Here is a 13,279-nt window from a genome sequence, read left to right as displayed (position 1 = left end):
CCGAGGATCAGCTCGCTTCCATCAAGCGCCCACACTTATCGGCTGTTAATTTTTAAAGAGCGTTTCTGCGAGGAACTTCGTGTTTCTCAGCAGCGCTGCGTTTTCAGCAGCAGAGAAGCGAGATTATCAACCGTTTTTTCAAACTCGTCAACAACTTTTTTAACTACTTCGTTGCGACGACTGCGGTTTAATTTCGTGTGCACTGGAGTCGCTAAATCCGACTTCAACAGCACCGCTTCCCTTCTTTCCCCCGCGCTGCGTTTCGGTTAGCGCGAAAGAGGCGTGATTCTAAGCACCAGCTTCCATCTCCGCAACCCCTTTTGTGAAATTATTTTGACATGCAGTCCCGGGGGTCGCTGAACCTCTCCAATGGTCATATATAAGCGACACGGCAGGAACCGTCTCGGTCGCCCGGAAACAGCCCCGCCGCATCGGACGCGCAACCCTCCGTCGCTCACCGCCCCACCATCGCCCTCACCACGCCGTCGCGCCGAATCAGCCCGTGATACAGCGCAGCGGCAAAGTGCGCGAGGAACGTCGCGAAGAACAGATACGCCAGCACCCGATGCGCGACCCGGAGCCAGGCGAACGTCACCGGATCCGCCGCCACGATCGCCGGCAGCTGCACACCACCGCCCAGCGTCACCGGATACCCGCCCGCCGACAGCATCGCCCAACCGATCAGCGGCATCGCGAGCATCAGCGCATACAGCACGAGATGCGACCCGTGCGCGGCAACCTTCTGCCACCACGGCAGATCCTCCGGCAATGCCGGCGGCTTCGACAGAACCCGCACCACGATCCGCACGCACACCAGCACCAGCACGGCCACGCCCAGCGGCTTGTGAATCGCCACCAGGATCTCGTGCCGCCCGGAAACGGACGCCACCATCCCCACCCCGATGAACAGCATCGCGACAATCATCGCGGCCATCACCCAGTGCAGCACCCGCGCCGGCCAACCAAACGTCGTCGAAGCCTTCCTCATCGTCCCTCCCCACTCACTCGCGCCACACCTGCTACCCCGGCCTCTTCACTCGTGCGTCGCAGATACGAATCCGCATAGGCCGCCGACCGCGCCGCCAGCAACGGATCCCCCGACACCTGAATCCCCTGCGGCAGCACCGTCGGGTCGTAATTCACATCGCGGCACGGCCCGCTGTCCTGCGCCTCCACGCGGTCGAGCACGAGCGTGCCCGCATCGATCGTCGTGCGCTGCGCGGGCCAGACCTTCGTCGCGTCGTCCACCGGATCGCCAGGCTCCGCCAGCGAGACCAGCAGCTTCCACTTCTGCGCACCGGCCGCGATGCGCTGCGTCACGTCCTGCTGCAGCACGTTCGGGTCCGCGGCCGTCGCGACGTCGCCGGCGCCGGCCGTCTGCTGCGGCACGACGCGCCACCGCACCGCCTGGCGCTTGCCGGCCGCATCGACGAAGTAGAACGCGTTCAATCCGTAATAGCTTTCGGTGACGTAGCTCGCGCTCGGCTTCGCACCCTTCACCCATTCGCGGAACGCCCCCGTCTCCGGGTGCGCGCCGAAAAACGCCTTCACCTTCGCCGGATCGGGCTTGCCCGTCTTCGGATCGGGCCGGGTCGCCAGCAATTGCGCGTAGAACGCCTGCGGCGTCGCGACCGGAAACACGGGCATCGCGTTCATCCCGGTGCGCCATTGCTCGCCGTCCGGCGCGGTGAGCTTCAGCGCGAGGCTGCGGATCGGCACGCTGCTGTCCGGCGCATACGGATTCCCGCCCGGCAAAGCGAAGCGCCCGACCACCGGCGTGCGCACCGCCTTGAAGAACGGCGCGACCGAATACGCGCTCGCGGCGCCGTTGCCTTCGAAGTAGCCGGTCACGCATACGCCCTTCGCGTGATTGCGCCGGAAACCCGGATGAGCACCGCCGCCGGCCGTCTGCAACGCATCGACGATCCGGTGCGGGGTCAGACGCGCCGGCGCGAACCACCCGCCGACGTACCCGAACGCCACGGCCACGCCGGCCACCGCGCCGCCGATCGCGGCCCAGCGCCACCCGCCGCGCCCGGGCTCGCGCTGCGGCGAAGAAGAGGAAGAAGATCGCTCCATTGAATGTGCTCCCGACCGTCAGGTCATTGTCGAACCCGCGTAGGACGCCGCCCCCACCGCTTTATTCCACGAAAAATTTTTTCCTATGCTGGTGGAATAAGCGGCGCCGACCGGCGTCCTACGCAGCATCTCGACCCATTCGGCAACCGGCCCGGCCATGCCCTCCACCGCCCTCGACGACGACGCGCTGCGCGAACTCATCCCCAGGCTGCGACGCTTCGCGCTCTGGCTCGCGCGCGACGTCCACGCGGCCGACGATCTCGTCCAGTCGACGCTCGAGCGCGCGCTGTCGCGCTGGACAAGCCGCCGCGACGACGCGTCATTGCGCAGTTGGCTCTTCACGATCCTGTATCGGCAGTTTCTCGACGGCAAACGCAGCGCGAAGCGCTACGCGTGGCTGCTCGGTCGCATCCGCGACGACGACGAAGCGCACTGGCCGTCCGCCGAACGAGAATTCGCGGCGCGCGCGACGCTCGAAGCATTCGGCCAGCTCTCGGACGAGCAGCGCAGCCTGCTGCTGCTCGTCGCGGTCGAGGGCTTCACCTATCAGGAAGTCGCCGACCTGCTCGACGTGCCGATCGGCACCGTGATGTCGCGGCTCTCCCGCGCGCGCCAGGCGCTGCGCCAGCTCAGCGACGGCGAGCTTCCCGCTCCTTCTCTCCGGTTGATGAAGAAATGAACACGCCTCCGAACGAACACGACCTTCAGGCCTACGTCGACGACCAGCTCGACGACGATGCACGCGCCGCGGTCGAGCGCTATCTCGCGCTGCATCCGGAGCGCGCGGAACAGGTGAAGCAATGGCAGCAGGATGCGCAGCGGCTGCGGGCCGCGCTCGAGAGCGTGCGGATGCCGGCGGATAACCCTGCACTGGATCCGGCGGCGATTCGTGGTCGGCGCATGGAACGCACGCGGATGCGGTTCGCGATGGCGGCTTCGTTCGTGTTCTGCGTCGGGCTGGGGACGTTGGGCGGGTGGCAAGCGCGCGAGTGGAACGCGCCGCCGCCCATCGCGCCGATGAGCGATGCGGTCGAGGCCTACCGGATGATGGTGGTCGATCAGACGGCGAAGGTCGATTACCGGCCGACAGGTGCGGGAGATTTGCAGGGGTGGCTCACCCGGCGCGTAGGCGCATCGGCGAAGCTGCCGGATTTGAGCGCGGCGGGGTTCAGGCCGGTCGGCGGACGGTTGTTCGCGACGGACAGCGGGGCCACGGCTGCAATGGTGCTCTATGAGGATGCAGCTGGGCGAACGCTGAGTTTTTATCTGCGGCCGGCGGAATCGGTACATCGGCTGCTACCTGCCGGGCAACGCGTGGACGGCACGCTGCTGGCACGGTATGGGTCGGTGAACGGGCTCAACTATGCAGTGGTCGGGCCAGCCGGGAGCCTCGCGGAGAAAGCGGTCGTGCAGGCGCTCGATCAGCAGACTTGAGCGGTACAATGCGCGCCCTGCTGGCGGCCCTCAGTGGCCGCCAATGCGTCAAACGAGGCGGCTTCGCTGGCTTGAGCGTGCTCACGCTCACTGCTCGCCTGCACAGCGTTTCGACTGACTTTCCCGGCCGGTTGTCCACACCGGCACGCCTTCGGTGCCCTCACCCTTTGAGGTCACAGGGTTTCGAGTCGCCGTGGAACGGGATATCCACATCGATCGTGGCGGCACCGCGCGCGGTCATTGGTCAGCTTGCCCACCTTCGGTCTGCACAGCGTTTCGGGTTGCTTTGGCGTGCGATATCCACAACCCGTGAGATAGCGCGAACACCTGCTCCGAATTCGATTACCCTCACTCGCCGAATGCACAGGCCTTCGAGTGCTTTGACTTCTCGATATCCACAAGGCATTCCATCACGACGCATCACGCAAAAGCTCTCCGCATCATCGGTTCCATTCCGGAAAGACCTTGCCAGACAAGGCGTTCGGGCCGATTCATGTCGTCGAATGCACGGGGCTCACCCGTTCGGTGCACAGCGATTCGACTGATTGGGTGTGCGGGTTGTCCACACGTAGCCGCCGGCAGGCGCATGAAACGCGACGCACATTCCGCATGTGCCCACGTCGTAGAACCGGTAGCCCGCCGTCCAGTCGTGCACTTGCGCACTCGGATCGGCGTGTCACGGTCAGAATTCGCCCGGATCCGCGCCCGGCTTGCGATCCGGATGCATGCTCACCGCTTGCTTGCACAGCGTTCCTCGTCGTTTGGTATCGCGGTTATCCACATACGAAGGCGGCCCCCTTCACCGCCTCCGAAGTCACTTGGTCAGATAAACCCTGAGGATCTCGCCGGTTTCCGGAGAAACGACATATTTGATCGACGTCCCGAGCGGACTCGCGTTACCGAGCCCGCGCATGCCGGGCGGCATCTTCGCCGAGAACGTCACGCTGATGATGGCGTCCTCGGGCTTCGGATCGACTCTGGCGGCACTTTCATCCTCGATGCAGATCTCGAAGTTGCGCAGGTCCTGCCCGGTCTTCGCAAAATCCTCATAGGCGGCCTTCAGGCCGAGCAGCGTCGCGGTATTGAGTCGGACGGAACATCGATCGACCGTGCCGAAATTCAGCTTACTCATGGTGTTCTCCGAATATCACGGGCACGCGCTCGTCTGCGGCACCTGTTGCGGCTCCAGGAAATACTGCGATTCGTCGGGGACGACGCCGTCCACGTAGCGCCGGTCTTCCCATAACAATCGCCAGCGCGCCCGGATGAACAATCCCCTGAGATCATCCCTGACGTGCGGCGCTCGAACGCCTCGAATGAAATAATTGAAGCAACCGTCGTTGCGCGCACTGCGCTTGATGATCGGCAGGATACCCGGTCGCTTCGACCACTCGAAGACGACTGGCTCCCAGATGCCATCGCACGGCACTTTCTGGCCGGTCTTGATCACCGGGCCCACGGCTTGCGGAACCTCGGGCAGATCCGCCGGAAACACCGGATACGGAAGCGTGTAGAAGCCGTGCCCATAGGCATCCGGGGACAGCAGGAGATTGGCCGAACGCAGCTTTGCCATATCGCCGAATCGATTGCCCGGGTCGAACGGCGCATGGTCCATCTGGTATTCCGATGCGTGCAGCAGTTGGGCCAGCGCGTCGATCTTCGCCGGGTATGGGGCAATCTGCCCACCGCGATCCCAGTAATCGGGATTAGGGTAGAAATACGCGTTCAGATGGTGATATTTCCAGAACACGTCCTCGAAAGGCCCATTGCTCTTCCAGACACGCCGGTTCCCTCGGGCCAACTCGGTCAGCCCTCGATCGTAAACCGCGAGAATGTCGGCGATGGCCGGAAAGTGGGTGTCCTGAATCGCCTCCGGATCGCCATCGGGCCACGTGTTCACGGCATGCTCGTACGCGTTCGCGAATCGCGCAAACGCGTCGCGCTTGCGCGTCCAGAGCGACAGGCTGCTCACGCGTTGAAGCAGCCAGAAAATCTTGCGCCGCGCCGCGTCGTCCGTCAGGCGGTCAGTCGGGTCGTCCTGCCAGATCGTGTCCGTCATCCTTGATCCTCGCGCAACGGTGCCGGTTGTCTGTCCATCATGATTGCGCCGTTGCGTTCACGTCGGTTTGGTCGTTGCCCAGGCCGCTGCGTTTCAACACATCCCGCAGACACACCGGACACACGTACTCACCGGCGTCCCACAGCGTTGTGAACGTGGCCTGATCGTCGATCCGGAACGTCGATTCAACGATGTCGATATCCGGCCCGAGCACCTTGCGCAAAAACGCTTCGTCAAACCAATACGGGGATTCATGCTTCCCCCTGGCATCGATCACCCGCACGACGTGACAATCGCGGATCACGTCGATCGTCAGAATCGCGGTTTCGATATCCGGTGAGGCCCGCGTCGGACGGATCAAGCCGTGAAGCTCGCATCGCGCGTATTGGCGAGGCCATTTCGCATTCGCCGCGACGATGGATGTATCGAACGCCTGCTCCTTCGTCGTCGGTTTATGCGGTGTCTCGCCGGAGCGCACCAGCAGTTCGTCCAGGCACGCCAGACACACATACGCGCGCAAGCGTTCCAGCGCCGCGATCTTCGGAAATGCCTTCACGTGTGCGACCCGATCGACAAAGGTCGCATCGACCTCGTGCGCGTCGAGCTCGGCGCGCAGCATCCACATCTCCCAGCTGTATCTCGGCCGGTCGAGCGAGACCTTCACGAGTTCGCCGGGCAGACCCTGTCCGCGCACCCTGATGCGTTCGGCAACATCCGTCGACGTTGTCGCCATCGAATCGTAGCCGTGCCGATGGCAGACCCTCGGTCCCATTACCTGCTCCCATTGCGAGCGCCGCTCGCGTCGCCCTGCTCTTTCTTCGGTTTCATCGCGTCGCGGAAAACGTCGATCGATCACACGCCACATTCGTGGCGTTCGATGATGGTCTGCCCCGGCCCGCGCCATGCGATCGAACGGTACGCGCTGCGAACGACGCCGATCTCCCGGTAATACTCGACGAGCGCCTGCGGGCTCCAGTCGCGGCCCGCGGAGAACAGCGCATCGAGCTCGACGAGCGCGGCCACGAGCGCCCGGCGGACGTCATCGTCTGCGATCGCGCGTTCCCAGCGATCGGTTTGCCGGGCGAAGCCCAACCGGACCAGCGCATGGGCGGAAGACTCCACGTCGGTCACGACCACCGCAACGTGGCCGGCAATATCCGTCACCACCATCTCATTGACAGGCGCCTTCATCGATCGCTTCGCCCTTCGTCATTCGTCGCGCTCCCGTCGATCCACTCGACCGCGAGCGCCAGCAACTCGGGTAACTTGCCCGGGCCGCCATAGCCGGCGAATTCGGCATGGGTCGCGCGAATGGATATCCAGTCCGACTCGTCGCGCTCGATCTGGCGATCGAGCGCCTTGCCGGACGACGCGCCGCTAAGCTTCACCATCCAACCCGGATTGTCGAGCGTGGCGATCTCGATGCCGTGCGCGTGTTCCCACACGCCATCGCAGCGCGATGCGTACCAGCGCTGCAGCGCAGTCAGTGAATCAATCATGTGCCTGTGCCCCTCGTCATCCGACTCACATCGTGGTGAGCCATCTGACGATCTCTTCGATGTCCCGGCGAGACAGCCTCCCGACGCGATCGATGGACACCCCGTAGTCGAGATCGAACTTCACGTTGAATCGCTCGCCTTTGTAGCGGCAACACAGGACATCGGCTTCCGGCATCGACACGCGTTGCTCGAACACGATGTCGCCCGGGTGTTGCTGCAACCGGTGTACGACGGCATCGATCTCGAGTGCGTCGAGCCGGGTCAACGAAGAATCGCTCATGTCGTGAGCCTGTGCGCCAGACCCTCGCATCCTGAATGCCGGCGATTCTACAGACACAGCGGCTCGCGCATCGTCCGATGCCCTCACAGCTTGCCGTTTCGTTTATCCGATCGCTGCACGCAGTGCATATCCTGCGCGGATCACAGTCGACGGACTGTGCTTATCCAAAGGTGTTAACAGAGTTCGTATACATACGTAGTGATAGTTAACAAACCCTGTGCCTCACAGTGGATAACGTCCCTAACCCCATGAATTCTCGACAGGAAGCTGGATGCATAACCTTGGGTGTGGCACGTGAACAGCTTCGTGGAGCACAGAACAACTTTTCGTCGATTCACAGCTGCGGCGACATATCCTCAATCGTTCCACTGTGAATCCAGAGGCTTATCGGACGGTTATCCAGAGGCCAATGTGGATAACCCCACAGCGCATCGACGCGTTTTGCTGTGATGCGAACAGCTGAAGCCAGCGATCCCGGCATCGCGAGTCAGCATCGATCGTTGGCCCCCGCGCACCCCGATTCAAAAAATTTTCACGAAAGGGCTTGCGCTCCTTAAAAACGCTCTCTATAATTCGCGGCTTCTTAGGCTCGTAGCTCAGTTGGTTAGAGCACCACCTTGACATGGTGGGGGTCGTTGGTTCGAATCCAATCGAGCCTACCAACGAACAAAATGAAGGGGTCTGGCAGCACAACTTGCCTACAGGCAATGCGGCTCGCCAACATACAAACGCCACGCGGCAACATCGCGTGGCGTTTTTCTTTTTCCGTCCGAAACAACGCCTGTCGCCCCGATGCGTTGCGCGATCCCCGGCATCGCATCCTGCCTCACCGACACCTCGACTTGCCATACGACGGACGCTGCACGGCAGGTAGAATCGTGTGCGACCGAAGCGGCTGCTTCGTACGCCGTTCGATCTTCACCGCTTCCGAACCGCATCAAAACAACGACGCGCGAGCCGCGCGACTGAGAGCACACGACCATGTCCGATGTTACGACTGCCACATCGTCCGCGAGCAACGACGAAATCGCCGCTTACGTCGGCAAGAGAGCTGCCTGGTTCGAGCGGAAATGGGAGATCGCCGCGTCGCGGAAGAACCGGCTGTCGTGGAACTGGGCAGCCTGTTTCCTGGGCCCGGTCTGGATGGCGTATCGATCCATGTACTGGCAGGCGGCAGCCGTCCTTGGCGCGTCGCTCTCGATCACGCTGGTCGAGCTGCTGTTCTTCCCGAAATACTTCGAATCGAGCACGCTCGACCCGGTCACGATCGGGATCGCGGTGTCGCTCGGCTGGTACGGGAACAGCCTCTACAAGACGCACGTCGAACGTCAGATCGAGAAGCTGCGCCCGAACGCGACGTCGCGCGAGTCGTTTCTCGCGCTGCTCGAAGCGCAGGGCGGCACGAACTGGCTCGCGGCGGCCGGTTTCGCGGTGGCAACGCCGTTACTCGGCATCCTGATCTACATGGTGGCCGGGACGTATTGATCGCAGGAACCGGCGGCTGGTCAAGCAGGGCGGCAGGACGGGGAAAGGGTGCATCGCGGCCGCGCGTGCGCACGGCACACCCGACGCACGATCCGCCGCACTCAGTGTAGATGCTTCAACTTGTCAGGATTCCGCACGACATAGATCGCGACGATCTTGCCGTCCTCGATCTCGAGCGCCGTGGTCTGCAGCTCGCCGTCGGACTCCAGCGTGACGATGCCCGGCAGCCCGTTGATGAAGCCCGCGCGCACGAGCTTCGATGCATGCGTGGCGAACAGCTCGGCCAGATGCTCGTGCACCTTCATCACGCGCTCGAAGCCGAACACCGGCTTGCCCGCGGCCGTGCGCTTGCCGCCGCCGTCCGAATGCAGGCTCACGTCCTCGGCGAGCATCGCGCCGAGCGCGCGCATGTCGCCGCTGCGTGACGCCGCGAAAAACGCTTCCGCCAATTCGATCCCGCGCTGCTTCTCGACATGGAAACGTGGCCGCGCCTCGCGCACATGCGTGCGGGCCCGCGCGGCGAGCTGCCGGCATGCGGCCGGGTCGCGCCGGATCGTCGTGGCCACTTCGTCGAACTCGACACCGAACACATCGTGCAGCAGGAACGCCGCGCGTTCGAGCGGCGAGAGCCGTTCGAGCGCGAGCAGCAGCGGCAGCGTGACGTCTTCCTGTTCATCTTCCTCGACGACCGGCTCGGGCAGCCACGGGCCGACATAGGTCTCGCGCTGGTGCCGCGCGGACTTCAGCTGGTCGAGGCACATGCGCATCACCATGCGGCGCAGGAACGCTTCCGGTACGCGCACCTCGGTGCGGTCGACGTCCATCCAGCGGATGAACGCCTCCTGCACCATGTCCTCGGCATCCGCGACGGAACCGAGCATCCGGTACGCGACGCGGATCAGCGTGCGGCGCAGCGGGTCGAAGCTCGCGGCCGCATCGGCCCGTTCTTCGACGCTGCCCTTGGCCGGGTCGAGGTTCGGCATCAGGCCACCATCTTCGCGGCGGCGGCCTTCGCGTCGGCCGGATCGATCCACAGCCCGAAGCCGACCGCGAGACGGTTCCAGCCGTTGATCACGTTGATCATCAGCGTGAGTTTCACCTGTTCCTCCTGGCTGAAGTGGTCGTTCAGCGCCGCGTAGGCTGCTTCGTGCGCTGTGTGGCCCTCCGACAGCCGCGTGAGTGCGTCGGTCCAGTCGAGCGCCGCACGCTCGCGGTCGGTGTAGCAGGGCGCTTCGCGCCACGCGGACAGCAGGTAGATGCGCTGCTCGGTCTCGCCTTGCTCGCGTGCCTCGGCCGTGTGCATGTTAATGCAGTTCGCGCACGCGTTGATCTGCGACGCGCGGATCTTGACCAGCTCGATGAGCGTCGGCTCGAGGCTCTGCGCGGCGGCGACCGAAACGGTCATCCAGTTCTTCATCAGGGCGGGCGCGGCGGCAAACGGATTGAGTTTCGCAGTCATGGTCCTTCTCCTTTCGTGTGGGTTCCGGTGATATGACGAGCGAGCCCCCCGCGGGTGTGACATCGGCGCAAAAAATTTTTCGAAGCCGGCGAGCGGACCGATGCGAAAGGCCGCCGGGCAAGGGCGGGCAGGGTGCGCGTCGAACGCGAAAAACGCGGCGAGCATGCTTCGTGCGCCCGTGCAGGTCAGACGATTCCGCGTTCACGTCATGGTGACGATCGCCGCCGCGTGAACGGCCCGCGGCCCGCGGCGTGCGTCGATCGCAACGGGCGACGCCGCACCTCGATATGCGCTGATGTCAGCAATTGACAGGTGATCGGTTACTTACATTTACATTTCGCAGCCGTTTCGTCCGCATCTCGATCAGCAGCATTCACATTTCTAGCCCATACTGTTCTGCACGGGCAGATGAAGTGACGCCGCATGTGCGGCCCGGCGCGCGCGCCGGCTGCCCGACGACGCAGCAGCAGGTCGCACGTCAGCCGCGCGCATCACGCGCAAGGCTTTCCTTTTTCCGGCAACGCAACGCAGCGAATCGCGACGTGGACGGTAAACCGATGAGCCTCCTTGCATCACAGCTTCAGCGCCGTTACCAGGACGTGCGCGCGCATAGCGTCGCGTTGACCGCGACGCTCTCCGCCGAAGACCAGGCCGTGCAGTCGATGCCCGACGCCAGTCCGACGAAATGGCACCTCGCGCATACGACCTGGTTCTTCGAAACCGTCGTGCTGATGCGTCGCGTGCCCGGCTACGCGCCGTTCGACGCGGCCTTCCAGTTCCTCTTCAATTCCTATTACGAAGCGCTCGGCCCGCGGCATCCGCGGCCGCAACGCGGGCTGCTCACACGTCCGTCGCTCGACGAAGTGCATGCGTACCGGCAGTACGTCGACGATGCGATGCTGCGCGCACTGGCCGGTGCCGATCCGGCGCTGCTCGAGACGATCGCGCCCGAGGTCGTGCTCGGCCTGCATCACGAGCAGCAGCACCAGGAGCTGATCGTCACCGACATGCTGCACGCGTTCTCGTGCAACCCGCTGAAGCCGGCGTTCCGGCCGCGCAACGGGACGGACGCGGGTGCAATGGCCGCGGGCGACGCCGGCGCGCAGCACTGGCTGCACCAGCCGGGCGGGCTCGTCGAGATCGGCCACGACGGCGATGCGTTCTCGTTCGACAACGAACGGCCGCGCCATACGGCGCTCGTGCGGCCGTACGAGATCGCGAACCGCCTGGTGACGAATGCGGAATTCGCGGCGTTCGTCGCCGACGGCGGCTACACGCGCCCCGAGTTCTGGTTGTCGGACGGCTGGGCCACGGTGCAGCGGGAAGGGTGGCAAGGGCCCGCGTACTGGATGCCCGACGACGACGATGCGGCCGCCACGCGCGTGCGGCGCACGTTCGGCCTGCACGGCGTCGAGCCGCTCGCACCCGACGCGCCGGTGTGTCACGTGAGCTTCTACGAAGCGGCCGCGTATGCGGAATGGGCCGGCGCGCGCCTGCCGACCGAATTCGAATGGGAAGCGGCGTTCCCCGCCGAAGGCATCCGGCAGATGCTCGGGCACGTGTGGCAATGGACGCGCTCGTCCTACGAGCCGTATCCGGGCTTTCGGCCGCTCGCGGGTGTCGCGGCCGAATACAACGGCAAGTTCATGGTCGGCCAGCAAGTCCTGCGCGGCAGCAGCATCGCGACGCCGCCCGGGCACGAACGGCCGACGTACCGCAATTTCTTTCCGCCGGCCGCGCGCTGGCAATTCACGGGAGTGCGACTTGCGCGAGACGTCTGACCAGACGGCCACGAGCGGTGGCCAGCAACCCGCCCGCGATTCGCGGCCGAGCGCGTTCGAGCGCGACCTGATCGACGGACTGTCGCGTACGCCGCGCAGCATTCCGCCGAAATACTTCTACGATGCGGCCGGCTCCACGTTGTTCGACCGCATCTGCGAGTTGCCCGAGTATTACCCGACGCGCACCGAGCTCGGCATCCTGCGCGATCGCGCGGCCGAGATCGTGCGGCGTGTCGGCCCGCATGCGGAACTCGTCGAGTTCGGCGCGGGCTCGCTCGAGAAGATCCGCGTGCTGCTCGACGCATTCGCGGGCAACTATGCGAACGCGCCGGCGCGCTACGTGCCGGTCGATATCTCGGCCGACTACCTGCACGATGCCGCCGCGCGGCTGCGTGCCGCGTATCCGTGGCTCGACGTCGCGCCGATCGCGGCCGACTACACGAAGGCCGAGCAACTGGCCGAGCTGACCGCGACACCGGCGCGGCGCATCGGTTTCTTCCCCGGTTCGACGATCGGCAACTTCTCGCCGGAAGAAGCCGATGCGTTCCTGCGCGATGCCGCGCGGTTGCTGCGTGGCGGCGGCTTGCTGGTCGGCGCCGATCTGGTGAAGGATGCGCGCACGCTGCACGACGCGTACAACGATGCGCAGGGCGTGACCGCGCAGTTCAACCTGAACCTGCTGGTGCGCGCGAACGCCGAGCTCGGCGCGGATTTCGACGTCGACGCGTTCTCGCACTGCGCGTTCTACGACAGCACGCGGCAGCGCATCGAGATGCATCTCGTCAGCGACATCGCGCAGACCGTGCACGTGCGCGGCCACGCATTCCGCTTCGACGCAGGCGAACGCATCCACACGGAGAATTCGCACAAGTTCACGATCGACGGCTTCCATGCGATCGCGCGCCGCGCAGGATTCGAGCCCGATACCGTGTGGACCGACGCGGATAACCTGTTCAGCGTGCACTGGCTGCGCAGCGTCGACGATATCCGCGCGTGACGCGTGCGCTTGCGGACCGCTCGCGTACGATGCGGGCGGTTCGCTTTCGGCGCATTCGAGCACACGCCGGCGCGTACAGATCGTGCGGCTTCGTGCCGAAAATCCCCTTTTTACCGGCCCGATGCACCGCTGCAACGGTGCGTAGAATGCCGCCTCTTCCTTGTCGCACAAGGCTTTGCGGGCACCCGTAAACGTCCGTTACCTGT

16 protein-coding genes and 1 tRNA gene are annotated in these 13,279 nt (G+C 64.4%); 7 read left to right on the top strand and 10 right to left on the bottom strand.

What is annotated here, in order from left to right; all coding sequences use genetic code 11:
• Positions 1 to 270: hypothetical protein (locus QZM67_RS24415; protein WP_301807210.1), on the top strand; the 270-nt coding region annotated here is incomplete at its 5' end.
• A gap of 184 nt (positions 271 to 454) precedes the next feature.
• Here QZM67_RS24415 and QZM67_RS24410 read toward each other — a convergent pair.
• Both QZM67_RS24410 and QZM67_RS24405 read right to left on the bottom strand, forming a co-directional pair.
• Complete coding sequence (locus tag QZM67_RS24410; RefSeq protein ID WP_301807208.1) at positions 455 to 988, bottom strand: cytochrome b; 534 nt, start codon at positions 986 to 988, stop codon at positions 455 to 457.
• Complete coding sequence (locus QZM67_RS24405; protein WP_301807206.1) at positions 985 to 2,079, bottom strand: catalase family peroxidase; 1,095 nt, start codon at positions 2,077 to 2,079, stop codon at positions 985 to 987. The genes QZM67_RS24410 and QZM67_RS24405 overlap by 4 nt, the downstream gene beginning before the upstream one ends.
• 157 nt (positions 2,080 to 2,236) lie before the next feature.
• Between QZM67_RS24405 and QZM67_RS24400 the strand changes: the two genes are divergently transcribed.
• Both QZM67_RS24400 and QZM67_RS24395 read left to right on the top strand, forming a co-directional pair.
• Entirely contained in the window at positions 2,237 to 2,758 is a 522-nt protein-coding gene (locus tag QZM67_RS24400; RefSeq protein WP_059790421.1) for a sigma-70 family RNA polymerase sigma factor, read from the top strand.
• Positions 2,755 to 3,513 carry an anti-sigma factor gene (locus QZM67_RS24395; protein ID WP_301807199.1) on the top strand — a complete coding sequence of 253 codons (759 nt, stop codon included), beginning with the start codon at positions 2,755 to 2,757 and terminating at the stop codon, positions 3,511 to 3,513. The genes QZM67_RS24400 and QZM67_RS24395 overlap by 4 nt, the downstream gene beginning before the upstream one ends.
• A gap of 814 nt (positions 3,514 to 4,327) precedes the next feature.
• Here QZM67_RS24395 and QZM67_RS24390 read toward each other — a convergent pair.
• From QZM67_RS24390 to QZM67_RS24365, 6 genes are read right to left on the bottom strand one after another with little or no spacing between them, the layout of a single operon-like run.
• On the bottom strand, positions 4,328 to 4,645 hold the full coding sequence (locus tag QZM67_RS24390; RefSeq protein WP_301807196.1) for a hypothetical protein: 318 nt from the start codon (positions 4,643 to 4,645) through the stop codon (positions 4,328 to 4,330).
• Positions 4,646 to 4,660: 15 nt separating this feature from the next.
• The gene (locus QZM67_RS24385) at positions 4,661 to 5,572 is read right to left on the bottom strand and encodes an Imm72 family immunity protein (protein WP_301807193.1); all 912 of its coding nucleotides are present in this window, start codon (positions 5,570 to 5,572) and stop codon (positions 4,661 to 4,663) included.
• Between the two features lie 37 nt (positions 5,573 to 5,609).
• The gene (locus tag QZM67_RS24380; RefSeq protein ID WP_301807189.1) at positions 5,610 to 6,428 is read right to left on the bottom strand and encodes a hypothetical protein; all 819 of its coding nucleotides are present in this window, start codon (positions 6,426 to 6,428) and stop codon (positions 5,610 to 5,612) included.
• Positions 6,425 to 6,763, bottom strand: a complete 339-nt coding sequence (locus tag QZM67_RS24375; protein WP_175026064.1) for a hypothetical protein — start codon at positions 6,761 to 6,763, stop codon at positions 6,425 to 6,427. The genes QZM67_RS24380 and QZM67_RS24375 overlap by 4 nt, the downstream gene beginning before the upstream one ends.
• Positions 6,760 to 7,071, bottom strand: coding sequence for an immunity 53 family protein (locus QZM67_RS24370; RefSeq protein WP_301807185.1), 312 nt, complete (start codon positions 7,069 to 7,071; stop codon positions 6,760 to 6,762). The genes QZM67_RS24375 and QZM67_RS24370 overlap by 4 nt, the downstream gene beginning before the upstream one ends.
• Before the next feature lie 25 nt (positions 7,072 to 7,096).
• Positions 7,097 to 7,351: a hypothetical protein gene (locus QZM67_RS24365; RefSeq protein WP_301807183.1), complete on the bottom strand. Its 255-nt coding sequence runs from the start codon at positions 7,349 to 7,351 to the stop codon at positions 7,097 to 7,099.
• A 585-nt stretch (positions 7,352 to 7,936) separates the two neighbouring features.
• Here QZM67_RS24365 and QZM67_RS24360 point away from each other — a divergent pair.
• Together QZM67_RS24360 and QZM67_RS24355 are read left to right on the top strand one after the other, a co-directional pair.
• Positions 7,937 to 8,013, top strand: a tRNA-Val gene (locus tag QZM67_RS24360).
• A 319-nt stretch (positions 8,014 to 8,332) separates the two neighbouring features.
• Complete coding sequence (locus tag QZM67_RS24355) at positions 8,333 to 8,836, top strand: DUF2628 domain-containing protein (protein ID WP_301807181.1); 504 nt, start codon at positions 8,333 to 8,335, stop codon at positions 8,834 to 8,836.
• Between the two features lie 101 nt (positions 8,837 to 8,937).
• Here the strand turns inward: QZM67_RS24355 and QZM67_RS24350 are convergent, their stop codons facing one another.
• Complete coding sequence (locus QZM67_RS24350) at positions 8,938 to 9,819, bottom strand: sigma-70 family RNA polymerase sigma factor (RefSeq protein ID WP_301807180.1); 882 nt, start codon at positions 9,817 to 9,819, stop codon at positions 8,938 to 8,940.
• A complete protein-coding gene (locus QZM67_RS24345) occupies positions 9,819 to 10,295 on the bottom strand; it encodes a carboxymuconolactone decarboxylase family protein (RefSeq protein ID WP_301807178.1) in 477 nt (158 codons plus the stop codon). Before QZM67_RS24345 ends, QZM67_RS24350 begins: the two co-directional genes overlap by 1 nt.
• Positions 10,296 to 10,852: 557 nt before the next feature.
• Between QZM67_RS24345 and egtB the strand changes: the two genes are divergently transcribed.
• Positions 10,853 to 12,076, top strand: a complete 1,224-nt coding sequence (gene egtB / locus QZM67_RS24340) for an ergothioneine biosynthesis protein EgtB (protein ID WP_301807175.1) — start codon at positions 10,853 to 10,855, stop codon at positions 12,074 to 12,076.
• Positions 12,060 to 13,073, top strand: coding sequence for an L-histidine N(alpha)-methyltransferase (gene egtD / locus QZM67_RS24335; protein ID WP_301807173.1), 1,014 nt, complete (start codon positions 12,060 to 12,062; stop codon positions 13,071 to 13,073). Before egtB ends, egtD begins: the two co-directional genes overlap by 17 nt.
• Positions 13,074 to 13,279 lie beyond the last annotated feature (206 nt).

Origin of the sequence: Burkholderia sp. AU45251, assembly GCF_030482905.1 — a bacterium.
Classification (GTDB): Bacteria; Pseudomonadota; Gammaproteobacteria; order Burkholderiales; family Burkholderiaceae; genus Burkholderia; species Burkholderia aenigmatica.
Note: the sequence above shows the minus strand (reverse complement) of the source record. Positions and strands in the feature narration are given on the sequence as shown.